Annotated in this window: 20 protein-coding genes; 4 read left to right on the forward strand and 16 right to left on the reverse strand. The window is 71.9% G+C overall.

Annotated elements, in window-relative coordinates; all coding sequences use genetic code 11:
* Window positions 1–184: 184 nt before the first annotated feature.
* The gene (locus tag ABZ725_RS25545) at window positions 185–1,213 is read right to left on the reverse strand and encodes an AraC family transcriptional regulator (RefSeq protein ID WP_358804892.1); all 1,029 of its coding nucleotides are present in this window, start codon (window positions 1,211–1,213) and stop codon (window positions 185–187) included.
* A 220-nt stretch (window positions 1,214–1,433) separates the two neighbouring features.
* Between ABZ725_RS25545 and ABZ725_RS25550 the strand changes: the two genes are divergently transcribed.
* Entirely contained in the window at window positions 1,434–2,759 is a 1,326-nt protein-coding gene (locus ABZ725_RS25550; RefSeq protein WP_358804893.1) for an alpha/beta fold hydrolase, read from the forward strand.
* A gap of 15 nt (window positions 2,760–2,774) precedes the next feature.
* On the opposite strand, the gene ABZ725_RS25555 is transcribed toward ABZ725_RS25550, so the two are convergent.
* The 4 genes from ABZ725_RS25555 to ABZ725_RS25570 form a co-directional block, all read right to left on the reverse strand.
* On the reverse strand, window positions 2,775–3,242 hold the full coding sequence (locus tag ABZ725_RS25555; protein WP_358804894.1) for a hypothetical protein: 468 nt from the start codon (window positions 3,240–3,242) through the stop codon (window positions 2,775–2,777).
* A gap of 168 nt (window positions 3,243–3,410) precedes the next feature.
* Window positions 3,411–4,202, reverse strand: coding sequence for a chitosanase (locus ABZ725_RS25560; protein ID WP_358804975.1), 792 nt, complete (start codon window positions 4,200–4,202; stop codon window positions 3,411–3,413).
* A 251-nt stretch (window positions 4,203–4,453) separates the two neighbouring features.
* The gene (locus tag ABZ725_RS25565) at window positions 4,454–4,792 is read right to left on the reverse strand and encodes a hypothetical protein (RefSeq protein ID WP_358804895.1); all 339 of its coding nucleotides are present in this window, start codon (window positions 4,790–4,792) and stop codon (window positions 4,454–4,456) included.
* A gap of 182 nt (window positions 4,793–4,974) precedes the next feature.
* On the reverse strand, window positions 4,975–5,238 hold the full coding sequence (locus ABZ725_RS25570) for a hypothetical protein (RefSeq protein WP_358804896.1): 264 nt from the start codon (window positions 5,236–5,238) through the stop codon (window positions 4,975–4,977).
* 179 nt (window positions 5,239–5,417) lie between these two features.
* Here ABZ725_RS25570 and ABZ725_RS25575 point away from each other — a divergent pair, with 179 nt between their 5' ends.
* Complete coding sequence (locus ABZ725_RS25575) at window positions 5,418–6,134, forward strand: hypothetical protein (RefSeq protein WP_358804897.1); 717 nt, start codon at window positions 5,418–5,420, stop codon at window positions 6,132–6,134.
* A 105-nt stretch (window positions 6,135–6,239) separates the two neighbouring features.
* On the opposite strand, the gene ABZ725_RS25580 is transcribed toward ABZ725_RS25575, so the two are convergent.
* Window positions 6,240–8,510, reverse strand: coding sequence for a M4 family metallopeptidase (locus ABZ725_RS25580; RefSeq protein ID WP_358804898.1), 2,271 nt, complete (start codon window positions 8,508–8,510; stop codon window positions 6,240–6,242).
* A 532-nt stretch (window positions 8,511–9,042) separates the two neighbouring features.
* Between ABZ725_RS25580 and ABZ725_RS25585 the strand changes: the two genes are divergently transcribed.
* Complete coding sequence (locus ABZ725_RS25585; RefSeq protein ID WP_358804899.1) at window positions 9,043–9,510, forward strand: hypothetical protein; 468 nt, start codon at window positions 9,043–9,045, stop codon at window positions 9,508–9,510.
* An 18-nt stretch (window positions 9,511–9,528) separates the two neighbouring features.
* Here the strand turns inward: ABZ725_RS25585 and ABZ725_RS25590 are convergent, their stop codons facing one another.
* The 8 genes from ABZ725_RS25590 to ABZ725_RS25625 all read right to left on the reverse strand — a co-directional run bounded on the left by ABZ725_RS25590 (window position 9,529) and on the right by ABZ725_RS25625 (window position 18,898).
* Complete coding sequence (locus tag ABZ725_RS25590) at window positions 9,529–9,981, reverse strand: flavodoxin family protein (protein WP_358804900.1); 453 nt, start codon at window positions 9,979–9,981, stop codon at window positions 9,529–9,531.
* A gap of 416 nt (window positions 9,982–10,397) precedes the next feature.
* Complete coding sequence (locus ABZ725_RS25595; protein WP_358804901.1) at window positions 10,398–11,825, reverse strand: DEAD/DEAH box helicase; 1,428 nt, start codon at window positions 11,823–11,825, stop codon at window positions 10,398–10,400.
* 172 nt (window positions 11,826–11,997) lie between these two features.
* The gene (locus ABZ725_RS25600; RefSeq protein ID WP_351907225.1) at window positions 11,998–12,201 is read right to left on the reverse strand and encodes a cold-shock protein; all 204 of its coding nucleotides are present in this window, start codon (window positions 12,199–12,201) and stop codon (window positions 11,998–12,000) included.
* 181 nt (window positions 12,202–12,382) lie between these two features.
* Entirely contained in the window at window positions 12,383–14,335 is a 1,953-nt protein-coding gene (locus tag ABZ725_RS25605) for a DUF2264 domain-containing protein (protein ID WP_358804902.1), read from the reverse strand.
* A 22-nt stretch (window positions 14,336–14,357) separates the two neighbouring features.
* Window positions 14,358–15,413 (reverse strand): LacI family DNA-binding transcriptional regulator, encoded by a 1,056-nt coding sequence (locus ABZ725_RS25610; protein ID WP_358804903.1) that lies wholly within the window; start codon window positions 15,411–15,413, stop codon window positions 14,358–14,360.
* A gap of 50 nt (window positions 15,414–15,463) precedes the next feature.
* Window positions 15,464–17,113, reverse strand: coding sequence for an extracellular solute-binding protein (locus ABZ725_RS25615; RefSeq protein ID WP_358804904.1), 1,650 nt, complete (start codon window positions 17,111–17,113; stop codon window positions 15,464–15,466).
* A 46-nt stretch (window positions 17,114–17,159) separates the two neighbouring features.
* Complete coding sequence (locus tag ABZ725_RS25620; RefSeq protein WP_358804905.1) at window positions 17,160–18,047, reverse strand: carbohydrate ABC transporter permease; 888 nt, start codon at window positions 18,045–18,047, stop codon at window positions 17,160–17,162.
* A complete protein-coding gene (locus tag ABZ725_RS25625; RefSeq protein WP_358804976.1) occupies window positions 18,044–18,898 on the reverse strand; it encodes an ABC transporter permease subunit in 855 nt (284 codons plus the stop codon). The genes ABZ725_RS25620 and ABZ725_RS25625 overlap by 4 nt, the downstream gene beginning before the upstream one ends.
* Before the next feature lie 243 nt (window positions 18,899–19,141).
* Between ABZ725_RS25625 and ABZ725_RS25630 the strand changes: the two genes are divergently transcribed.
* Window positions 19,142–20,263, forward strand: a complete 1,122-nt coding sequence (locus ABZ725_RS25630; RefSeq protein WP_358804906.1) for a hypothetical protein — start codon at window positions 19,142–19,144, stop codon at window positions 20,261–20,263.
* Between the two features lie 11 nt (window positions 20,264–20,274).
* Here ABZ725_RS25630 and ABZ725_RS25635 read toward each other — a convergent pair whose 3' ends face one another.
* Together ABZ725_RS25635 and ABZ725_RS25640 are read right to left on the reverse strand one after the other, a co-directional pair.
* On the reverse strand, window positions 20,275–21,915 hold the full coding sequence (locus tag ABZ725_RS25635) for a thiamine pyrophosphate-binding protein (RefSeq protein WP_358804907.1): 1,641 nt from the start codon (window positions 21,913–21,915) through the stop codon (window positions 20,275–20,277).
* Complete coding sequence (locus tag ABZ725_RS25640; RefSeq protein ID WP_358804908.1) at window positions 21,912–22,697, reverse strand: cyclase family protein; 786 nt, start codon at window positions 22,695–22,697, stop codon at window positions 21,912–21,914. Before ABZ725_RS25640 ends, ABZ725_RS25635 begins: the two co-directional genes overlap by 4 nt.
* Between the last annotated feature and the right edge of the window lie 65 nt (window positions 22,698–22,762).

The following is a 22,762-nucleotide window of genomic DNA, read 5'->3' on the forward strand; positions in this document are numbered from 1 at the left end:
GGTGTGCGGCGGCGGGGCGTCCGTGCCGTGCCAGGACTCCCCCGTCGTCCTGGCACGGCCCGCGTGCTCGCGGCGTGCGCCGCGGTGATCTTCATGGTGCAGGAGAGACGCCCGTTGTGTCGTTGGCGTACCGTCCACGGCTACTTGGCAGAGCGTCCACACCGATGCACTCCACACCGCCGCACTACGCCTCGGTCAGCGCCTGTTCGCGCAGTTCGCTGGGCGGGAGGCCGTAGGCGGTGCGGAACGCCCGGGTGAACTCGGCGGCGCGCGGGAAGCCCCACCGGGCGGCGACGACGTGGATGGGCACTGCGTGCAGCCGGGGGTCGGCGAGGTCGCGGCGGGCCTTCTCCAGTCGCTGGTCCCGGATGTAGGAGGCGACCGCGAGGCCCTCGGCCTGGAAGAGGCGGTACAGGTAGCTGCGGGAGATGTGGTGCGCGGCGGCGATCCTGGCGGGGGTCAGGTCCGGGTCGCTCAGATGCCGGCGGATGTACGACTTGGCCTGGAGGGTGAGGGTGCGGCCGTGGGTCTCCGGCAGGAGCCGGAGGTCGGCGTCCACCGCGTGCGCGAAGACGGCCGTGACGAGGTCGACGACCACCGTTCCCAACCGGGGTGCGTCCGAGGGCTGGTAGGGGGAGGTGTCCGCGACCAGTTGGAGGAGGAACTGCGCCAGCAGCGCGCCGATGCCCTCCTGGCCCGAGACGCGGCCCCCGACGAAACGGTCGTGGCGGTGGCCGGGCACGACCACCAGGGACCGGGGGATCTCCAGGCCGACGAGGGTGACCGGGTCGGGGCCGGTGGCGATGTCCCAGGACCGGGAGGAGGAGTTGGTGTGGAAGTCGTTGATCCGGTAGGCCGCCTGCTCTCTGCCCCAGTCGGCGGCCCCCTCGCCCTTGAGCAGGAGGGACAGGTGGTACGTCTCGGGATCGGACTGCCGGACGAGTTTCGGTGTGCGGCGGAAGACCAGGTGGTCGAAGGTGGCGGGCCATACCGTGACGTCGTCGCCCAGCCCGATCACGCGCTGGTGGCCGCGGTAGTCCGCGGTGCGGTCGCTGGTGAGCTGCATGGGCGCGTGGGTACCGCCCATGCGCTCCGCCCATGCCTCGAACCGCGCGTCCACCGGTAGGTCCGTGGTGCGGAAAACCGATTCGTGCAGCACGGACAGAGTCAACCACACCGCCTGGACGGACTCGTTGACGCAAACGGACGCCACGTTACCGATCAGTCATATTACTGAACCGTAACCTACCGACCGCTACCCGAGGTAACCCACCCGCCGCTACGGTCCTGACAGTTCGTCTAAGAGCGGTGCGGGGCAACGGTGGACGACCGAGGCTCCGCGCCGCTCGGTCGTCACGGTCCGTACCCCACCGGGCCGTCCGCCACCCGAGCCGCAGACGAAGGCTCGGCCTCCCCCTCACCGGAGGTCCGCCATGCCCACCCCCACCCGCCTGCTCGCCGCAGCCGTCACCGCTGCCGCCTGCCTCGGAGTCACCGCCGTACCCGCAGACGCGACGACCCAGTCGGACGCCGTCGTCTCGCGCGGCGTCACCATCCCCACGTTCTACAACCCGCCCGCCTCGCTTCCGCCGGCCGACGGCGCCCTGATCCGATCCGAACCGCTCCCCCTCGCGTTGAGCCTCCCGGGCATCGACGGACCGCTGCCCGGCACCGCGACCCGCCTGATGTACAAGTCCACGGACTCCGCCGGCCGGCCCATGGCGGTCACCGGCGCATACCTCGAACCGACGGCCCGCTGGACGGGCAGCGGGCCGCGGCCACTGGTCGCCCTGGCGCCCGGCACCATGGGCCAGGGCGACCAGTGCGCCGCCTCCCTCGGCCTCGAACACCCGCTCCTCGTCAACGGGCAGACCCTGTCGGTCGGTTACGAGACCCTGGCGATCTACCGTCTCCTCGCCCGGGGCATCGCCGTCGTGGTCACGGACTACACCGGGCTCGGCGCGACGGATCGGCTGCACACCTACGTCAACCGGGTGGACGAGGCCCACGCCGTCCTCGACGCCGTCCGCGCGACCCGCTCCCTCGACGGGACGTCGCTCACGGCCGGCTCCAAGGTGGCACTGTTCGGCTACAGCCAGGGCGGCGGAGCCACGGCCGCCGCCGCCGAACTCCAGCCCTCCTACGCCCCCGACGTCACCCTCTCCGGGACCTACGCCGGGGCGCCGCCCGCCGATCTGGCCGCTGTCACCGAGGCCATCGACGGCAGCGACCTGGCCGGGGCGCTCGGCTGGTCGGTGAACGGCTTCCTGGAGTCCGACCCCGCCCTGAAACCGATCGCCGAAGCCCACCTGAACGCGGCGGGCCGCGCCGCGCTGAAGGACCTGTCGACGATGTGCGTGGGCGACGCGCTGCTCGCCTACAACTCGGCGCGCAGCACCGCCTGGACCACGGACGGGCAGTCCATCAGCGACGTCGTGCAGTCGGAGCCGGCGCTCAAGGCGTTCCTCGCCGACCAACGCATCGGCGCCCTCGAGCCGACGTCTCCGGTCCGGGTGGCGACCGGCACCGCCGACGACCTGGTGCCGCACGCGCAGGCCCGCGCCCTCGCCGTGGCCTGGTGCGCCAAGGGCGCCGACGTCACGTACAAGCCGGTGATCCTGCTGCCCCTCGGCCGGGCCCTGATCAACCACTTCACGCCGTTGCTCGTCGACCAGGGCGATGCGATCTCGTGGCTGACCGACCGGCTCAACGGCAAGCCCGCGAACTCCAACTGCTCCACTCTGCCGCTGCTGCCCTGATCTCAGGGGCGCCGCTCACGCGGTCACGGTCACGGCCGGCGGCCGGGCCCGACGTGCCGTCGTGCACCTGGCCGTGACGGCGAGAGCGCCGGCCCCGCCGGCGAAGACGACGATGAACGCGTTCGTCCAGTCGTAGCCGCCGCTGCTCTCGTACGTGGTGCCGTCGTCGAGTACGCACTCGAAGCCCGGCGGGAAGTAGGAGGCCCGGTGCGTGACGAGGTGTCGGCGGATCTCCTCCGGCACCTCCTCGCCGCGGCAGGCGGGCGCGGGGGACGAGTCCGCGCCGGACCGGGACTCGTGCTCGGCGAACGCCACCGCTCCGGCCCCCAGCAGATAGCAGCCGACGGCCGCCGCAGCCGCCATCTTCGCCGACCAGCGCAGCAGGTCCACGGCCCAGTCCGGCCGCCTGCCGGGCAGGGCGACGGAGACGAGCTTGACGACGACCGCGATGCACCAGACGGGAGCCGCGAGCAAAGTTGCCATTCCTAACAGGGCCAACACGGCTGGGGCACACCTTCCGTCGGGTGCCGCGCGATCGGTGTCGTGCGTCGCGGCATTCGCCGATCTTGGACGGAAGCCGAGCTCCCCAGCCGTGACGGAGGCCACAAGTCCGCGTCACAGGCATGTCACAGTGACACGGCGGCGGCGCTCTCAGCCGAGGTGATAGCTGTCGCCGTACACCTTCCAGTCCAGCGGTGTGTCGAGGTTGAGGTTGCCCTTGCCCAGGAACACGCGCTGGGCGGTGTCGACGCGGCTGGTGTCGCTGTGCGCCTCCTCCTGCTTCATGGCCCAGACCCGGGCGTCGAGGAAGGCGTTCAGGTACGCCGTCTCGCCGCCGCCCTGGGCCGGCGGCTTCGCCTTGGCCAGCGCACGCTTGCGGATGCTGCGGAAACTGGTCGGGTCGGTGCCGTCGCCGTGCATGACGATGGCGTCGTAGTACACGAACTGGCCCAGGACGCCCAGACCGTCCGTCTTGCCCTGGCTGACCGCCGGGTTGAAGTAGACGCGGTCGCGTTCGTCGTTCTGGGCCTGCTGGAACGCCGCGTCCTGGGCGGCCTTGCGCCAGTCCTTGGGGTAGTTCGGGTCGAGGCCGGCGTGCGAGTCGGTGCCGTCGACCGCGCGCAGGGCGGGCAGGTATTTGGCAAGGACGTTGCCGGGCTTGCGGTCGGCGTAGAGCTCCACGAGGTCGAGCATGTCGCTGGTGCCGGAGCAGAAACCGATGATGCCGGCGGTGTAGCCGCGGCCGTCGCCGATGTCCTCGATGTACTGGTACTGGGCCTTCCAGTCGAGCGAGGAGTTCTCCGCGCTCGACACCAGCTTCATGGCGATCTCCTTCTTCGCCGGGTCGTCGAGGCCCTTCGCCTTTGCGGCGGTCGCCGCGCCCGCGCTCTGCGCGTCAAGGAGCGGGATGGCCGCCAGGGCACCGGCGGCGACTCCGGTCAGGGCGAGGAAGACCCGACGAGAGGTGGAGGCGGAGGTGCGGGTGGGGGCGGGGGTGGGGGTGGGGCCGTCGACCGGCCGGGATATGTGCGCCACAGGGGCTCCAGACGAGGAGTGGGGGGTGGGGTGACTTCCGTGTTGCGACCGAGTTCTGACTGACAGGAAAGTTTCCTATCAAGCGCGGGCGACAGAAGTAACCCTGTCGAAGTCATGTTCGTGCGATCGAACAAAGATCCGTTGCGCCGCGGGTCAGGCTAGAGCAGACGGATCATCAGAAACACGAAGAAACCAATGAGTCCGATATGAAAGACGGCCATGCAGATCCACTGGGACACCGGCATACGCCAGGCCGTCGACTCGAGGATCTCCCACTCGCTCACCGCGAAGGCGGCCAGCACCAGACCGAGCACCTCCCACAGCACGATCCACCAGCCGGACGGACTCGCCCCCAACGTGCCGTCGATCGCGGCCGGAATGCGCGTCGCGCGATTCAACAGGAAGAGGCCGATGAGGAGTTTGTGCCAGCCATGACGGGCCTGAGGTGCGGTGGTTGCGCGTGCGGCGGGTGTGGCTGGCGTGTATCCGGTCGACATTCGCACATTTGATCACCCTCCCGCGACAAAGGCACGCCCTCCCCGCCCACTCCCCCGACATGGCGCTGACGGGATCAGCGGCGGTACGGCGTTCAAGCGCCGCTACACCAGCGGACCCGGAAAGGTGGGCGTCGACGGGCCCTATCTGAAGTGGCGCGGCATACGGCCACGTCCACGGCGGCTCATGGGATGTCCCCCCGCCAGTCGAAACGGCGGTCGTCGGCGCCGCGTCGCTCGTACAGGGCGCGGCCGCCGGGCCCGTAGCGGCCTATCTCCGTGGTCAGCGCCACCTCGCGCAGTTCGTGGGCGGAGCGATCCGTGACGTCCAACAGCAGCCCGTCCAGCGGGCCGCCCACCAGTTGGGCGTACACGCGGTCCGGGCGGGGACCCGCGTCGTCGTGATCTGCGCCGTAGACCCGGCCCCGCAAGAACTCAACCTCGTCCATGACCAGCAGCTTGTCACCCACCACTGACAACGGCCCGCCGCGAGGCCCGCCGCACGGCCTGCCGGGAGCATCTTCGGCCAAGGCCATGGCGGAAAAGCGGCGGACGAGCGCAATCCCTGTCGGGGCGGGTATCCACCCGGTACACGTCGTTGTGCACGGGCTGGGGGGAGCCGACCCTGATGGCACGCACGCGGGAGCAGGGGGAGGCGCAGGCGCAGGGCGGCGAGTCGGCGGGTGACCGGCGCCGTCGGACGGTGCGTGAGCTGCGCGCGGCGGGCCGCTACGGGCCCCGGTTGCGCGAGGTGCTGCCGGCCCTCGCCGCTCTGGTCGTCGTCGGATGCGGCGCGGTCGCGGGAGTCGCGCTGGTCTCCCGGAGGTTCGGCGGGCCGGCCGGTGCGCTGGTCCTCGTGCCGCTCGCGGTCGTGGCCGTCGTTCTGCTCCGTCGGTCCCGTCGGCCGAACCGGCGGCGGGGTGGCTACTACACCGCCGAGGAGTTGGCGGAGCTGGACATGCCCGCGCTGGTGGTCGCCGTGGCCCGGATGCTCCGGCGGGACGGCTGGCGGGTGCTGCCGCCGTCGCGGCACGACGCCCTTCATCTCGCCGCCCGCGACGGCCGGGGGCGTCTGCTCGACGTGGCGTTCCGTCCGGTGGCCGAGCCGCTGCCCGACGAGGAGTCGGCCTGTTCGTGCCGGGCGCGGGTACTGGCGCGCGGCCGGGCCGGTCCCCCGCTGCGGTTGGTGGTGCACCGGGGCACGTTCACCCACCGGGACGAGGTGTGGGCCTCGCGCGAGGCCCACACGTATCTGATCGACGGCCCGCGGCTGCGACTGTGGGCGCACGGCACGCCCTTGGCCCAGCTCGCGGGCGGGATCGTCCCCGCGCCCAGGCGGGCCTGAGGCCCGTAGTCCTCAGGCCCCGCCTGTGTCGTGCGTCCCCTCGGTGCCTGACGCACACCGCCCGGGCCTGGCGGGCCCGGGCGGTGCTGTCGGGACGGACTGCGATCAGGGGGTGAGCTGCCAGCGCTGGATGTAGCCCACGTCGATCGACGCACGGTCCTGGACCCGCAGCTTCCAGGTGCCGTTGAGGGGCTGGGCGGAGGCGTCGACCGTGAAGGTCTGGTCGACGTTGTCGGCGGAGCCGCCGGTGCGGTTGAGGAGCGAGTAGACCGTGCCGTTGGGGCCGACCAGGTCGACGGTCAGGTCACCGCGGTAGGTGTGGACGATGTTGACGTACACCGAGGCGGTGGCGGAGGCGTTCCCGTCACGGCCCGCGATGGTGATCGGGGACTCCACGGCGGCGCCGTTGTCCGGGATGTCCACCCGGGTGCTCGTGGCGTAGACGTAGGCGATCCGCCAGCTGAAGGCCTCCGTGACGGACGCGCCCGTGCTGTCGGTGACCTTGACGGTGACGTCGCTGGTCCCGAGGGTCGTGGGCGTGCCGGAGATCAGACCGCTCGCGCTGAGGCTCAGACCGTCGGGCAGCCCGGTCGCCTCGTAGGTGAGGCCGGAGCCGCTGTTGGTGGTGTACGCGTCCACCTGCAGGCTGACGTCCTGGCCGACGCCGCTGGTCTGGTCGGCGATCGGGGCGACGTTGACGCCGAGGGCTATCCGGCTGCCGACGTTGATGCCGGCCCAGGCGTCGGCGACGGCGAGGTAGGTGGGGCTGTAGGCGCCGAACAGGTCGGTCGCCGCCTGGAGGGTGGCGGTGCGCGCGCCCGCGTAGTTGGTCGACGAGGTCATGTACGTCGTCAGCGCCCGGTACCAGATGGCGGCGGCGTTCTCGATGCCGATGCCGGTGACGGCCTGGCCGTCGGAGGTCGGGCTGTCATAGGAGACGCCGTTGACGGTCTTGGCGCCGCTGCCCTCGGAGAGCAGGTAGAAGAAGTGGTTCGCGGGGCCCGAGGAGTAGTGGACGTCGATGCTGCCCAGCGTGGAGCTCCAGCTGTCGCGCGAGGAGCCGTCCTTGGAGGGCTTGTCCATGTAGCGCAGCGGGGTGCCGTTGCCGTTGATGTCGATCTTCTCGCCGACGAGGTAGTCGCCGGGGTCGGCGGCGAGGCCCGAGTGGAACTCGACGGCGGCGGCGAAGATGTCGGAGGTCGCCTCGTTGAGGCCGCCGGACTCGCCCGAGTAGGTGAGGTTGGCGGTGGCGGCGGTGACGCCGTGGCTCATCTCGTGGGCGGCCACGTCGAGGGAGGTCAGCGGGTGGGTGTTGCCCGAGCCGTCGCCGTAGGTCATGCAGAAGCAGCTGTCCTGCCAGAAGGCGTTGACGTAGCTGCTGCCGTAGTGGGCGCGGCTGTAGGCGGCGACGCCGTCGTTGCGGATGCCGTTGCGGCCGTACACGTCCTTGTAGTAGTCCCAGGTGGCGGAGGCGCCGAAGGCCACGTCGACACCGGCGGTCTGCCGGTTGGAGGGCAGACCGTTGCCCCAGACATCGTTGTCGTCCGTGAACAGGGTCCCGGTGCCGGAGGTGCCCTGATTCAGGTCGTACGTCTTGTGCCCGGCGCGCTCGCCGTCGGTGAGCTGGTACGTCGATCCCGACAGGGTCGTGCCGAGCGGGACCGTGCCGCTGTACTGGCCGGTGCCGGTGCCGGTGTGCACCTTCTCGGCGGCGAGCAGCTGCTTGCCCGTGCTCGCGTCGGTGACGACCTGGAGTTCGCTGGGGGTGCCGTCCTGCTGGACGCCCTCGACGACCGTCTCCCAGGCCAGGACGGACCTGGTCGGGCCGGCCCAGACCACGAGTCGGGGCGCGCGCTCGGCCGCGGCGCCGGTGACCTCGGCGCTCTTCGCGGCCGCGAGGGCCTTGCCGCCGGCGCTCGACGCGGAGAGCTTCGGGGTGAGGGAAGCCGGTGCGAGCGTCGCGTCCGTGGCCTTGGACACGGTGGTCCGGCCGCTCTTGAGGTGGACGACGAGGTCGCCGCCGAGCACGGGCAGTCCGGCGTAGGTGCGCTCGTAGCGGGTGTGCGTGGTGCCGTCGGCGTCCTGGACGACATCCTTCACGACGAGCTTTTCCTGGGCGCCGAGGGCGAGCCGCTGGGCCGTGGTGCCGGCCGTGCTCTGCGCGCTCTTGATCAGTGAGGCGCGCAGGGCCGGTGACAGGGACTTCGCGGCGGCGCCGGCGCGCGGTGTGGCGGTGAGGGTGGACGGGCCGGGGTCGGCGGGCGCCGCGCCGGCGGTGCCGGTGGGGGCGCCCAGGGCCAACAGGGTGCCGATGGCCGTCAGTGCGATGGCGGTGGCGCGTCTGCGCCGGATGGTGGGACGGGGTCGCCGGGGCAACGGGGTCTCCTTCAGTGCGACGGTCGGCCGGTGATGGCGGCCGAGGTGGGGGCGGACCGACGGGGTGGGGCCGGTCCGGAGCGCTGCACGGCAGGCGGGTGGAAGGAGGTGGGGGGTGAATGGGGGGATGCCCCGCATGATGCGGGTGTGAAGGAATGGTGAACTTCGGCAGCAGCGTGGCACCGGGTGCACAGGTTTGTCATGGGAATGCCAAAACATCGGCTTGAATTGACCATGACCTTCTGGGGATTCGCCCTGCTCGGCGCACGTTTTCAGCCGCAGCTGTGCGCGGCCCCTTCCCCGAAAGGATGAATGCGGATACCTCGACGGCGTGTCGCGGCACTGCGCGCCGCACCCTGCGAGTCCAGACCGACCCCGAGTCCTTGCGCGGCCTCGACCCCGCCTCCTACGACCGGGGCATCGTCTGGCCCGTTCGAGTGGTCCCCTTCCGCTCGTCGTCGTAGCGTCGGTAGAGAACTTCTTCGGGGCACGGCACACCGACGGGCCCCTGGTCGGGCGGGCGGGAGCGAAGATGCGACACACGACGAGAACAGCGGTCATGCTCTGTGCGGCGCTGGGCCTCACGGCGGCCGTCGGCTCGGCCTCGGCCGTTCCGGCCGCGTCGCCGCCCACGGCGCGCGAGGCCGTGGTGCGGCAGGCCACGACGCCCGTTCTGGTCGACTGCTTCTGGCACGCTCAGGTGCGGCCCGGCGACTTCATCCTGGCGTGCGGCGACGGCAACAGCCGGCTCGTCTCGCTGCACTGGGACAGCTGGGGCGCGGAGTCGGCGCGGGCCACCGGGGTCAACGTCGTCAACGACTGCGATCCCTACTGCGCGGCGGGCGAATTCCACCCCTACGCCGTCGTGGTGAAGCTGGACCGGCCGCAGCCGTGGAAGAAGGATCCGCAGGTGCAGCACTACAGCCGGATCACCCTGACCTACCCGGGAGCCAGGCCCGAGCAGTTCGGGCAGGTCGTGACGTATCCGCTCTGGAACTGAGAGTGTCCAGGACCGGTCCTAGTCCATCAGGCCGGCCGCCAGCGTCGCGCCCAGTTCCCAGCAGGCCGCCAGGTCCGCCTTGCCCGGTTCCCCGGTGACGGTGACGGGCTCGGCGGCGCGTCGCCAGCCCAGGCCCGTGGTGATGGCCTCGATGCCGCGCACCGCGCCGGTGACGTCGTTGCCGCCGTGCACGTAGTAGCCGAAGGGCCTGCCCCCGGTGGTGTCGAGGCAGGGGTAGTAGACCTGGTCGAAGAAATGCTTGAGCGCACCGGACATGTAGCCGAGGTTGGCCGGGGTGCCCAGCAGATAGGCGTCGGCGGCCAGGACGTCGGAGGGGGTCGCGGCGAGCGCGGCCCGCCGCTCGACGCGGACGCCCTCGATCTCCGGCGCCGTCGCGCCCGAGACGACCGCTTCGAAGAGCGCCTGGCAGTTGGGCGAGGGGGTGTGATGGACGATCAGCAAGGTGGCCACGGCACGGAACCCTGCCCGCTCCCCGCGTCGGCCGCAAGCGGCGACGCGGTCACGGCTGCGCGGGGCGACGGGGCGGCGTCGATGGTCCATGCGACAGGGACGTGGACGGCACGACGAACAGCCCCGGCCGGGCGGGCCCCGCGGCCCGTCGAGCTGACCGCCTGACGGCCTGGCCGCCTGGCGGGCTGGCGGGCTGGCGGGCTGACCGCCTGACGGGCTCGCGGCCCATCGAGCTCACGGCCTGACGGCCCGTCGAGCTGACCGCCTGGCCGCCTGACGGGCTGGCGGCCCGCCGAGCTGACAACCTGACCGCCTGGCGGGCTGACGGCCTGACCGCCTGGCGGGCTGACTAGCTGACGACCTGCCCGGTACAGCGGCTGTCGGATCCGCTGACGGCTGCACGCCGTCGTTCGCGGTTATGCGCCCCGGCGGATCCGGGCGGCCTTGCGGGCCTCTGCCGTCTGGCGGGCCTCGGCGGCTCGGCGGGATTCGCCGCCGGCGCGGCCTGCCCGCCCCGGGCGGGTGCCCATGCCTCGGAACGGGGCGCCGCCGCGCTGCGGGCGCTCCGTGACCGGCGCGCTGCCGTCGACGGGGACCCCGGAAGGAGCCTGGGCGCCGGTGATGCGGCTCAGTTCGGCCTCGCCGGAGCGGACCTGGGTGATCTGCGCGCGGATGCCCGCGGCGGACATGAGACGGGCCATGTCCCGGCGCTGGTTGGGCAGCACCAGCGTGACGACGCTGCCGGACTCGCCGGCGCGCGCGGTACGGCCACCGCGGTGCAGGTAGTCCTTGTGGTCGGCGGGCGGGTCGACGTTGACGACGAGGTCGAGGTCGTCGATGTGGATGCCCCGGGCGGCGACGTTGGTGGCGACCAGCACCGTGAGGTGGCCGTCCTTGAACTGGGCCAGGGTGCGGGTCCGTTGGGGCTGTGACTTGCCGCTGTGCAGCGCCGCCGCCTTGACGCCGCTGCCCCGCAGGTGCCGGGTGAACTGGTCGACGGAGTGCTTGGTGTCCAGGAACATCAGCACGCGCCCGTCGCGGGCGGCGATCTCGGTGGCGGTGGCGTACTTGTCGGCGCCGTGCACGTGCAGCACGTGATGCTCCATCGTGGTGACCGCGCCCGCCGACGGATCGACCGAGTGGACGACGGGGTCGTGGAGATACTCGCGGACCAGAAGGTCGATGTTGGCGTCCAGCGTGGCCGAGAACAGCAGGCGCTGGCCGTCGGGGCGTACCTGGTCCAGCAGTTGGGTGACCTGGGGCATGAAGCCCATGTCGGCCATCTGGTCGGCCTCGTCCAGGACGGTGATCTTCACCCGGTCCAGACGGCAGTCCTTGCGCTCGACGAGATCCATGAGCCGGCCGGGCGTCGCGACGACCACCTCGGCGCCGGTCCGCAGCGCGCCGGCCTGTCGCCCGATCGACATTCCGCCGACGACGGTGGCCAGCCGCAGCTTCAGCAGCCGGGCATAGGGGGTGAGCGCGTCGGTGACCTGTTGGGCCAGCTCGCGGGTGGGCACGAGGATCAGGGCCAGCGGCTTGCGCGACTCGGCGCGCTGCCCGGCCGTGCGCACGAGAAGCGCAAGGCCGAAGGCGAGGGTCTTGCCCGATCCGGTGCGTCCGCGGCCCAGGACGTCGCGTCCGGCGAGGGAGTTCGGCAGGGTGGCGGCCTGGATCGGGAAGGGCTCCGTCAGGCCGTGACCGGTGAGCATCTCCAACAACTCGGCGGGCATGTCCAGTTCGCCGAAGGCAGCCACCGCGGGGAGCTCCGGGGTGACGGTGACGGGAAGCGCGAACTCCCCTTGCGGACGATTACGGTCGTTCGTGCGAGTTGAACGGCTCATGACGAACCTTCCTCGACAGGGCACGCATCGAGGAATTCCCGACAGGACCGCGTCGGATGAATTGCAAGAACGAGCCGAATGCAAAACTGACAAGAATCCAGTGGATTAATGGGAAAGCAGGAGCCGGGGCCCCCACTGGGTGGGGGCCCCGGCTGCTTCATGCTGTTCCGCGTCAGGCGGGGGTGATGTTCTCCGCCTGCGGGCCCTTCTGGCCCTGCACGACGTCGAAGTTCACCTTCTGGCCTTCCTGAAGCTCACGGAAGCCCTGGGCGGCGATGTTCGAGTAGTGGGCGAAGACGTCGGGGCCGCCGCCGTCCTGCTCGATGAAGCCGAAGCCCTTTTCCGCGTTGAACCACTTGACGGTGCCAGTAGCCATGTCAGATCTCCTTCGGGGCAGTGCCCGCGAGCTCACTCTGTGTGAACCCCTGCGTTGCCACAAATGAACCCCGTCCGGATAAGCACCGGAGATACAAAAGTGCCCGACGACATCCAGTCGCCAAGGCACTTGAAGTTTCGGGAACCACAACTGCAACTAGTAACGAGTATAGCACGGCATATTAATACGCGCGTTTTGTCCGGTAGCCGGTCCCGTGGGCCGCAAAATATATGTCGTTCTCGGTCGTGCCGTCCGGGAAGCGCAGCCGCACGCTGCCGTCGGGGGCGAGGACCGCGCTCGCGCCCGTCGGACCGTCCGTCGAGACCAGTGGGTCGGCGGTGAGGACCACCAGAGTCGCCAGCAGCAGCGTGCCCCCCGGGTGGGGTGCGGTGAGGACCGGGACGGCCGAGTGGTCGCCGTAGGCGTTGTGGCCGCGGGCCCGTGCCACCTCGGCGGCGGCGTCGTCCCAGCCGAGCAGGCCGACGAGGGCCGAGGTCAGTCCGTCGGCCCGGCGGGCCACCGCCCAGGTCCGGCCGGTCCGCGCGGCGGGCGGGGCGTCGTCGCAGGCCACGGCCCAGCCGCCGGCCCGGACGGGCGTGCCCGCCGGGGCCTCGACACGGTGCACGCGGATCTCCCACGGTCCGTGCACCACGCTCACGGTGGTGATGTGCGGGCGCCCGTCGCCGTCCGGGCCGAGCGGGGTGTGCCAGGACGCCGCCCGCCGGCCGTCCGCGTACAGCGGGTGGATACGGCCCCGCCGGGAGGGACCGGTGGGGGTGAGCAGGGCGATGCGGTTGTCGGGGCCCGGTTCCTCGCCGGGGGGCGGGGTCTCGGGCGCGGTCGCGGTGGAGTAGGCGAAGCCCGTGTAGTGCGGGCTGTCGTCGGAGGCGGCGGGCGGGGGCGGGAGGCGGTCGCTGCCGTGGTTGGCCAGGCGGACGATCCCGTCGGCGGCCGTCGAGTGCAGCAGCCAGCCCGGTGCGGGCAGGGACAGCTGCCGGTCGGCGGTGTCCACGGGGCCCGCTTCCTCGCGTGCCGTCCAGACGGGGTGGTCGACGGGCAGGAGCAGACCGAGGAAGGCCTTGCTCGCCCAGTAGGGGGAGGCCGGTCCCGAGTACGGCTGGGTGACGGGCAGGTAGGGGCGGTACCAGCCGAGGCTCAACAGGCCCCGTTCGTCGGGCACTCGGTGGTCGGTGAAGTGTTTCAGGGCGCCCGAGGCGAGGCGGCGGGTGCGGCCGGGCGGCAGTGGGGTGGCGTCGGCGAGGGCGCCCGCCCAGAGCGGTGCGGCGGCGGCGTAGCGGTAGGTGAGGGAGCGGCCCTGGTGGACGGGGGCGCCGTCGGAGCCGAAGAAGTACTGGTGGACGCCGAGGAACTCGCGCAGCCGGGCGCGGTGGACGGCGACCCGGGCGGGGTCGGCGCGGGGGCCCGCGACCCGGGCCCACAGGACGGGATAGAGGTGCAGGGCCCACGCGTTGTAGTAGTCGAACTTGCGGCCGTCGCCGTCGGTGTACCAGCCGCCGCCCCGGTACCAGTCGTCGAGGCGGTCCAGGCCCGCGTCGATCTCGGCGCGGTCGTGCGGAGCGCCGACGGAGGCGAGGAACTCCTCGGCGATGACCTGGAAGAGCCGCCAGTTGGAGTCGTTGACGGTGGCGCCGACGAAGCCGTCGAGCCAGTCGACCGCTCGCTGCCTTGTCGTGTCGTCGAGCCGGTCCCAGATCCAGGGGCGGGTCTCGTGCAGGGCGATGGCGACGGAGGCGGCCTCGACCATGGGCTGGCTCCGGTCGGTGATGGGCGGCCAGTGCTCCGGATGGCGGGGGTCGACGCCTGCGGCGAGCCCGGCGGCGTAGCGCTCGACGAGGTCGGGGCCGACGGCTCCGTGCGAGCCGGCGATGCGGAAGGCGGCCAGCAGGAACGAGCGGGCGTAGCCCTCCAGACCGTCCGACCAGGCGCCGGAGTGACCGGTGCGGCCGGGCAGCCGGTACTGGGCGAGGCCGGGGGTGGCGTACGGCCGGAGCGCGGCGAGGAGCCGGTCGGCGGTGGCCTCCCAGTGGGCGCGGGTGTAGCCGGTACGGGGGGACAGGTCGGGGTCGGGGGGCGGCAGGTGGCCGGCGTCGGCCGACGGATGCGGCGCGGTCATACGGGGGCGGTACCTCCGTCTGTCAGTGGGCGCGCCCGGATGGGGGCGCGGCGACGCTGTCGCGTACGACGATGTGGGTGCCGAGCAGATGGTGGGCGCCGGCGGCGTGTTCGGGGTCGCGCAGGGCGATGCGCACGGCGGCGCGGCCGAGTTCCTCGGCGGGGGTGCGGACGGTGGTGAGGGGCGGGTTGAAGTCCTCGGCGAGCGGGATGTCGTTGTAGCCGACGACGGAGAGGTCGTCGGGGACGCGCAGTCCGGCCTCGGCGATGGCGCGCAGCGCGCCGGCCGCGACCATGTCGTCCCCGGCGAAGACGGCCGTGAACTCCGGGCGTTCCTCGAGGAGTCGGGCCATGGCACGCAGTCCTGCGGCCCGGCCGAGGCCGCAGTCGACGACATGGGCGGCCTCGGGCGGCAGTCCGTGCTCGGCGAGGGCGGCCCGGTAGCCGTGGACGCGGGCGTCCAGTGCGGTGTTGCCGGGCAGTCCGCCGAGGAAGACGATCCTGCGGTGGCCGGCCGAGAGCAGGTGTCCGGTGATGGCGTGGGCCCCGGCCTCGTTGTCGAACTCGACCACGAGTGCGGGGATGTCGGGGTCGGGCGCGGGGCGTCCGCACAGCACCAGGCGGGCGCCGGCGGAGTCGAGGGCCTGGGCGTAGTGGGCGACGCGCTCGCGGTAGGCGTCGTCCTCGACGACCCCGCCGACCAGGATCACCAGCCGGGCCCCCTCCTCCCGCATGAGCTGCACGAACTCCAGTTCGCGCTGCGGGTCGCCGCCGGTGGTGCCGACCAGGCAGAGCCGGCCGTGGACGGCGGCCTCCGCCTCGACTCCCTCGGCGACCTGCGCGTAGAACGGGCTGGTGACCTGGCGTACGACGACGGCGACCGTCTTGCGGCCGCCGCCGACGAGGGCACGCGCGTGTGCGTTGGCGACGTAGTCGAGGGCCCGGGCGGCGCGCAGGACCCGGGTGCGGGTGGCGGGCGGTACCGGGTAGTTGCCGCTGAGCACGCGGGAGACCGTGGCCACGGACACGCCCGCCCGTTCGGCCACCTCTCGGATGGTCACCCGCCCCTGTGCCGTCATGTCGCTCCCCGTTCCCCTCGGCCGTGTCCAGGTCCGCCGCTGCCGCCGACTCAGGTGTTGGCGTCGTGCTCCTCGGCGAACTCCCCGGCCATTCTGTCGCCGCCTCGGGAGCGCCAGGTCCGTACCGCCTCGTCGTACTCCGACATCGGAGCGCGGCCGGCGACGACGGCGGTGATCGTGTCGTCCATCAGGGCCTTGAGCGTGGCGCCCTGGGAGGTCTCGGTGCGGGACTTCAGGCCGAAGGAGGCGTTGCGGATCGCGACCGGGACCACGGCCTGTTGCCAGGTGTGCAGGGCTCGTACGGCGTCGGGCAGGCCCGGCAGGAACAGCACCTGGGGGCCCTCGGCGAGGTAGCGGAACGGCAGGTTGGAGACGTTCTCCACCTCGCCGAGCCGGGTCGGCTGCGGGGCGCCGTCCTTGCCGCGGGTGAAGTGGACGCCCTCGAGGCCGTAGTGGACGAGTTCCCACTCCTTGGTGCCGAAGGGGGCGGCGAGGTGGTCGAGGAGGCGCAGCAGCATCTGGATGCGCTCCTTCCCCGCCTTCTTCAGGATCGTGTAGCCGAAGGAGCGGCGGGCGGCGACGATGCCGCCGGGCGCGCCGTCGACGCTGTACGGGAGGGCGGGCGCCGGGGTCAGCAGGCCCTCGGCGTCGGGGTAGCGGGTCTGGTAGGCGCCGAAGCCGTCCTGGAGGGAGGCGACGGTGCCGTTGAGGAAGAGGGTGCTGAGGTCCACCGAGGAGATCGAGGTGGCGTCGGGGTGGTAGGAGCCGTTCTTGCGCAGTCGGGCCTGGAAGGCGACGGCGGCTTTGTAGCGGTCGTCGGTGTAGTGGGGGTGGAAGGCGCCGTTCTTGTCGACGGCCCAGGCGTTGGGGGCGTTGTGGGCGGCGGCGTGGACGGCGTTGCCGAAGAGGGAGCCGACGGAGGCGCCGAGCGCGTACCGCTTGCCGTGGGTGCCCTTCCTGGCCACGGCGGTGAAGTCCGTCGAGGTCCAGCCGTTCTTCATGCCGGCCTCGGTGAACGCGCCCTGGTTGAGCCAGAGGGTGGAGCCGGGCACCGGGCGTTCGAGGGGGATGCCGTAGAGCCGTCCGCCGATGCGGCCCATGTCGCGCCAGGCGTGGGTGGGGATGCCGGCGAGGTTGGGGTAGTCCCGGACCGCCGCGCCGGAGAGGTGCGGGGTCAGGTCCTCGGCTCTGCGCTGCACGAACTGGGCCTCGCGGGGCAGGGTGACCCCGGTGAAGACGTTGATGACGTCGGGCAGGGAATCGGGGTCACCGGCCATGACGGTGGCCATCTTCTTCTGGTAGTCGGCCTGCGGGACCACCGTGAACTCGATCTTCACGCCGAGGGCCTTCTCGACGGCCCGCCAGTACTGGTTCTGGGCGGCCGGCTTGGGCGGGGTGCCGAAGGTGACGGTGAGGACCCTCACGGTGGAGCCGTCGCCGGGGGTCCGGGCGACCGAGGTGACCAGGGAGGAGGGGTAGGAGGTGAACCCGGCCTGGACGCCCGCTTCGGTGGGGGCGAGGTCGGGCCGGGGTCCGGCGGGCGCCGCGTAGGCGGGCCACGGGGTCAGTTCCTTGCCCGCGTTGGAGACGTCTCCGTCGTCCGAACCGGTGGAGCAGGCGGTGAGCAGACCGGGGACGGTGACGGCGGCGCCACCGGCGGCCATGGATCGCAGCAGCGTGCGTCGGGACATGCTGGACATGACGAATGACCTTTCTGCGTGCGGCTCTTGAATGCGGTGGTGTCGCTCAGCTCTTGACGGCGCCGGTGAGGACGCCCTTGGTGAAGTACTTCTGGAGGAAGGGGTAGACGAGCAGGATCGGCACGGTGGCGATCACCAGCACGGCCATCTGGATGGTCTGCGGCGCGTTGACCGTGGCCTCGCCGGTGGTGGTGTCGGTGAGGCCGGAGCCGGCCACGACGTAGGTGCGCAGCACCTGTTGCAGCGGCCACTGGTCGCTCTCGAGGTAGAGCGAGGCGTAGAACCAGGAGTTCCAGTAGGCCACCGCGTAGAACAGTCCGACGACGGCGAGCGCCGCCTTCGACAGCGGCAGCACGATGGACCACAGCACGCGCCAGTCCCCGGCGCCGTCGAGGCGTGCCGCCTCGTACAGCTCTTCCGGGATGCCCTGGAAGAAGCCGCGCAGGACGACCAGGTTGAAGACGTTGACCAGCACCGGGAGGATCAGCGAGCCGTAACTGCCCAGCAGGTCCAGCTCCTTGACCAGCAGGAAGCCCGGGATCATGCCCGGTGGGAAGAGGAAGGTGAACAGGATCAGCAGCAGGACCGGGCGGCCGCCGAACACTCCGGGGCGGGAGAGGGCGTAGGCGAGGGCGACCGTGCAGGCGAGGCTGAGCGCGGTGCCGGCGACGGTGACTCCGGCGCTGACGGCGAGGGCGTGGGTGACGATGCCGCCGTCGAGGATGTCGCGGTACGCCTGCAGGGTGGGGTGTTCGGGCCACAGCACCCAGCCGCCGTTCGCCACGACCTCGCGCGGGGCGGCGAGCGAGGTCGACAGGATGACGAGGAAGGGCACGCAGACCAGCAGGACCACCGCGGTGAGGGCGACGGCCTTCGCGGCCTGGGTCAGCGGTCGCGGCTTCTCCATCCAGCCGGGCCGGACGTGGGCGCTCAACGGTAGACCCCCTGTTCGCCGAGGCGGTGGGCGACCTTGTTGGCCGCGTACACGAGCAGGGCGCCGATCACGCCCTTGAACAGGCCCGCGGCGGCGGCGAATCCGTAGTCGCCGCCGACGATGCCCTGGTAGTAGACGAAGGTGTCGATGACCTCGGCGGTCTGCGGGCCGACGGCGTCGCGCTGGAGCAGCATCTGTTCGAAGCCGACGGAGAGGACGTCGCCGAGCCGCATGATGAGCAGCAGCACGATCACCGGCCGGATGGCGGGCAGGGTGATGTGCCAGAACCGCCGCCAGGGGCCGGCCCCGTCGATGGCGGCGGCCTCGTACTGCTGCTCGTCGACCTGGGAGAGCGCGGCGAGGAAGATGATCGTGCCCCAGCCGGCGTCCTTCCAGATCACCTGGGCCACGACGAGCGGCCGGAAGGCGTCGGGGTTGCCGATGATGTCGACGGTGCCGAGGCCCGCGTCGCCGAGATAGCCGTTCACCAGGCCCGTGTCGCCCAGCACCTGCTGGAACAGGGCGACGACGATCACCCATGAGATGAAGTGCGGCAGATAGGCCACCGACTGCACGAAGCGGCGGACGGTGCTCCAGGTGAGGGTGTGCAGGAGCAGGGCGAGGGCGAGTGGGACCGGGAAGTAGAAGACGAGCTGGAGGACCGCGATCCAGAGGGTGTTGAGGACGGCGTCCCAGAATCCGGCGTCCTCGAACATCCGCCGGAAGTTGCCGAGTCCGACCCAGGGGCTGCCCCACAGGCCGTCGAAGGGCACGTACTCCTTGAAGGCGATGAGGTTCCCGGCGAGCGCGCCGTAGTGGAACACCAGGAAGTAGACGAGCCCCGGCAGCATGAGCAGGAACAGGGTCCGGTTGCGCCGTTCCTGAAAACGTTTCCGATCACTTCGCCGCCGCATCGAGCGGCGGGACGAGCTACTCTCTTCCGTCTTACTGGGGTTCTCACGCAGCAGCGTCGCCACGGAGTCTCCTCCCCTCGGGGGCCGAGTGAGGTGAAGTTAAAACGTTTCCAGAGACCCGGTCAACACTTCTGACACAACTGCGGGTCGGAGCCGCCCGCTTCGGTGAAGGATCGAGACATGCCCCGCACACGACACCTCAACGACCCGGCCACGGGCCGGACTTGGACCAGCCACTGCGCCGACGGCGTCGTCGAGACCCTCGCCGGTTCCCCCGGCCGGGAGCGGCGGACCAGGAAGGAGGGGGCCGGGCCGGAGTACGCGTTGAAGCAGGAGTGGGCCAGGCTGCGGAAGGGGTTCGTGCTCAGCGATCCCACGGCCGCCCCGGGAGAACCGGTCATGCACCGGTATCTGGGCCCCGCCTACACCGGCGCCATGGTGGCCGAGGCGGTGGAGGGACGGCTGCTGTGCAACCGGTTCGACGACACCGACAAGCGTGAGCGGCTGCTCCTGGTCGACGAGGACGGCGGCCTGGCCGACAGCGTGTCGATGCCCGCCGGCCGGCTGGCCTGGCAGGCCCGTCATGTTCCGGAGCTGAAGCGGCTCCTGGTGCGCGGCGACCACCAGATCTTCGCCGGACCGGTCCCGTTCGGCGAGTTCGAGGCCCTGACGGCCCACAACCCGCACCCGGTGAGCTTTCTGGGCGGGGCGGGCACCCGCGCCGTCTGGTACGCCGAGCCCGATGTCGTCGTCACCGAACTCGCCGACGGGAGCGAGCTGTTCCGCGAGACCGTCCCGGCGACGACGCACGGCGGACACTCGCTCCAGATGGAGGGCGCCCTCTCCCCCGACGGCGCCCTGCTCGCGTACTGCGCGCGGCCCGGCGAGGTGGTCGTGCGCGAAGTGGCCGACGGCCGGGTGCGGCACACCTGGTCCGGCGGGTTCGCGATGGTGGCCAAGCTGCTGTTCACACCGGACGGCACGCGCCTGATCGCCCAGGACCGCTACGGGACCTGGCGCTGGCACTGTCTCGACCTCACCGACGGGACGCACCCTGCAGGCTGGCCGCTGCCGTTCGACTCCGCGCGCGGCGATCTGGCGATCGACGCCGAGGGCGGCCGCCTGGCCGTCTCGCACCGGGACGAGGTCCAGGTGCTCGACCCGGCCGAGCTGCGCCCCCTCCTCCGCTTCCCGATCGAGCACTCGGTACGGCGCTCCGCGCTGACCTGGGTCGGCGGCCGACTCGGGGTGCTCACCGACGCGGGCATGGCCAGCCTCTACGCCGTCGAGACGGTGGTCTGAGCCGACGGTGGTCAGTGCCCGCGGAACGCCTCCTCCAGCCACCAGGACCCGCGGTCCTTGACCACCTTGGCGTCGATGAGCAGCGGGGCCGAGCGCGGACCGGACAGCCAGTCCCGCACCGCCCGCAGGTCGGTCCGCTCGCGCACGGTCACCGCCTCGAAGCCGTACCCGCGGGCCACGGCGGCGATGTCGGTCTCCGGGAACTCGACCGTGTCGAGGGGGTGTCCATCGGGGCCGAAGTGGTGCACCTCGGCTCCGTAGCCGTCGTCGTTGTAGACGACGACCACCATCGGCAGTCCGAGCCTGCGTACCGTGTCGAGTTCCGCGGCGCCCATCAGCGCGCCGCCGTCTCCGAGCGCGGCCACCGGGAGCCGGTCCGGCCGGGCCAGGGCCGCGCCGATCGCGGTCGCCAGTCCCAGGCCGATCGACTGGAACGCCTGGGTGAAGCACAGGCCGTTCTCGTCCGGGACCGACAGGTACATGACCGGGTAGCCCATGAAGTTGCCGGAGTCCACGCCGATGACCCGCTCCGCGGGCAGCAGGTCGTCGAGCGCGATGCTCAGCGTGCGGGGGTCGATCCGGCCCCCGCCGCTCGTGTCCTCGTAGGGCACGTCCCGCCACCGCACCCGGGCCGCGACGGCCGCGGCGACGTCGGCGGTCCGGCGGCCCTGCCGCTTCTCGCCGCCCGCCGCCAGCACACGCCGAGCGGTGAGTTCCACGTCGCCGGTGACGCCGAGCCCCACCTTGCGGTGCGCACCGAGCGCCGACGCCTCGTCGTCGACCTGGACGACGGTCGCGCCGGGGCCGATCAGGGCGCCGTGCCGCATCGTCCACATGTTCAGCGCGCAGCCCCAGCCCACAATGGCGTCCGCGGCTCCGATCAGTTCGGCCGCCAGGGGCGAGGCGAAGCCGCCGGAGACGTCGAGCGACCACGGGTTGCCGTGGAAGAGGCCGGCCGCCACGGCGGAGGTGGCCAGCAGCGCGCCGCAGTGGTCGGCCAGCGCCTCCAGGGCGTCCGCGGCACCGGGCGAGCGGGCGCCCCTGCCCGCCACGAACACCGGCCGGCGGGCCTCTTCGAGGAGGTGCGCCAGCGCCGTCACATCGGCCGCCGTCGGTTCGACCGGCGCCCGTGCGGGCAGTGGCCCGGGCTGCGCCGGGACGCCGTCCGGCGCCTGAAGGGCCTGTACCTCCAGGGGCAGGTTGAGCAGCACGGTGCGCCGCTCGTGCACCGCGCGCCGCGCCGCCGCCAGGGCCTGTCCCACCGCGTCCTCGGCCGAGGTGATCCGCATCGGCGCCGCGCCCACCGCACGCGCCAGGGCCTCCTGGCCGATGTGGAAGTTGGAGCGCGGCTCGGTCACCTCCGCCGCCAGGACGAGCAGCGGCGTACGGCTCTTGGCCGCTTCGGCGATCCCCGTCAGGGCGTTCGTCAGCCCGGGCCCCTGGTGGACGCTCAGTGCCGTCAGGGCGCCGCTCACGCGCGCGTACGCGTCCGCCATCGTCGCCGCGCCGCCTTCGTGACGTGCGGCGACGTAGCTCGACCCGGCGGCGACCATGGCGTTGGTCAGGTGGAAGTTGCCCGAGCCGACCACTCCGAAGACCTGGCGGACCCCGGCCGCGGACAGCGCCCGGCCGACGCCTTCGGCGACCTTCATGAGCGCTCCACCAGTGCGAGCACGCGCGCGGGCGCCCCGGATCCCGTGACGATGGGCAGCGGGCCCGCGATGACGACACTGCCGGTGGCCGGGAGCGCCGCCAGGTTCTGGAGCTGGGTCAGTCCGTACTTGTCGCTGCCCATGAGGTAGGAGTGGCAGGGGAACGCCGGGTCGAACGAGTGCCCGCGTCCGGCGTCGGTGCCCACCGTCTCCACTCCGAGGCCGATCACCGGCGACTCCTGCGCCACCCAGCGGGCGCACTCCGGTGACAGGCCAGGGGTGTGCGGGCCGGTCTCGTCCGCGTTGAGGAACGCCTCCTGGGAGTGGCCGCGGGCGTCCCAGCCGGTGCGCAGCAGCAGCCAGCCGCCCTCGGGCAGCGGCCCGTGCTCGGCCTCCCAACGCTGCACGTGCTCCACTTCCACGAGGAAGTCGGGGTTCTCGGCCGCCTCGGCGGTGAAATCGAGCACGGCGGCCGGTGCGATCAGCCGGCCGGCCGGCACGGACGCCACGTCGTCGAGGTCCTTGCCGGTCACCCAGTGGTTGGGGGCGTCGAAGTGGGTGCCGGTGTGCTCGCCGCTGCGGAAGTTGTTCCAGTACCAGGCCGGCCCCCGGTCGTCGTACCGGCTGATCTCCGCGAGCTCGAACACCGCCGTCTGACCGAACTCGGGCGGCAACTGGATCACCGGCGTGGACGACGACAGCGGTGAGGTGAGGTCGACGACTTCGATGGACCCACCGCGCAGCGCGGACACCAGAGCGGCGAGGACGGACGGTTGGGACATGCTTCCTCCCGGGAGACGGCGCAACTCACAGCATGGCACTCTGATATGACGGTTACTCAGGTATC

It is taken from the genome of Streptomyces sp. NPDC006872, assembly GCF_040635845.1.
Lineage (GTDB): Bacteria > Actinomycetota > Actinomycetes > Streptomycetales > Streptomycetaceae > Streptomyces.

Bases quoted from the DNA above. Each gene is read 5' to 3' on its own strand.
- ABZ725_RS25625 (WP_358804976.1), bottom strand. From the start codon at position 18,898: ATGCTGCCGGGGCTCGTCTACTTCCTGGTGTTCCACTACGGCGCGCTC.
- ABZ725_RS25630 (WP_358804906.1), top strand. From the start codon at position 19,142: ATGCCCCGCACACGACACCTCAACGACCCGGCCACGGGCCGGACTTGG.
- ABZ725_RS25550 (WP_358804893.1), top strand. From the start codon at position 1,434: ATGCCCACCCCCACCCGCCTGCTCGCCGCAGCCGTCACCGCTGCCGCC.
- ABZ725_RS25555 (WP_358804894.1), bottom strand. From the start codon at position 3,242: ATGGCAACTTTGCTCGCGGCTCCCGTCTGGTGCATCGCGGTCGTCGTC.
- ABZ725_RS25635 (WP_358804907.1), bottom strand. From the start codon at position 21,915: ATGAAGGTCGCCGAAGGCGTCGGCCGGGCGCTGTCCGCGGCCGGGGTC.
- ABZ725_RS25600 (WP_351907225.1), bottom strand. From the start codon at position 12,201: ATGGCTACTGGCACCGTCAAGTGGTTCAACGCGGAAAAGGGCTTCGGC.
- ABZ725_RS25640 (WP_358804908.1), bottom strand. From the start codon at position 22,697: ATGTCCCAACCGTCCGTCCTCGCCGCTCTGGTGTCCGCGCTGCGCGGT.
- ABZ725_RS25585 (WP_358804899.1), top strand. From the start codon at position 9,043: ATGCGACACACGACGAGAACAGCGGTCATGCTCTGTGCGGCGCTGGGC.
- ABZ725_RS25595 (WP_358804901.1), bottom strand. From the start codon at position 11,825: ATGAGCCGTTCAACTCGCACGAACGACCGTAATCGTCCGCAAGGGGAG.
- ABZ725_RS25575 (WP_358804897.1), top strand. From the start codon at position 5,418: ATGGCACGCACGCGGGAGCAGGGGGAGGCGCAGGCGCAGGGCGGCGAG.
- ABZ725_RS25615 (WP_358804904.1), bottom strand. From the start codon at position 17,113: ATGTCCAGCATGTCCCGACGCACGCTGCTGCGATCCATGGCCGCCGGT.
- ABZ725_RS25605 (WP_358804902.1), bottom strand. From the start codon at position 14,335: ATGACCGCGCCGCATCCGTCGGCCGACGCCGGCCACCTGCCGCCCCCC.
- ABZ725_RS25610 (WP_358804903.1), bottom strand. From the start codon at position 15,413: ATGACGGCACAGGGGCGGGTGACCATCCGAGAGGTGGCCGAACGGGCG.
- ABZ725_RS25565 (WP_358804895.1), bottom strand. From the start codon at position 4,792: ATGTCGACCGGATACACGCCAGCCACACCCGCCGCACGCGCAACCACC.
- ABZ725_RS25570 (WP_358804896.1), bottom strand. From the start codon at position 5,238: ATGGACGAGGTTGAGTTCTTGCGGGGCCGGGTCTACGGCGCAGATCAC.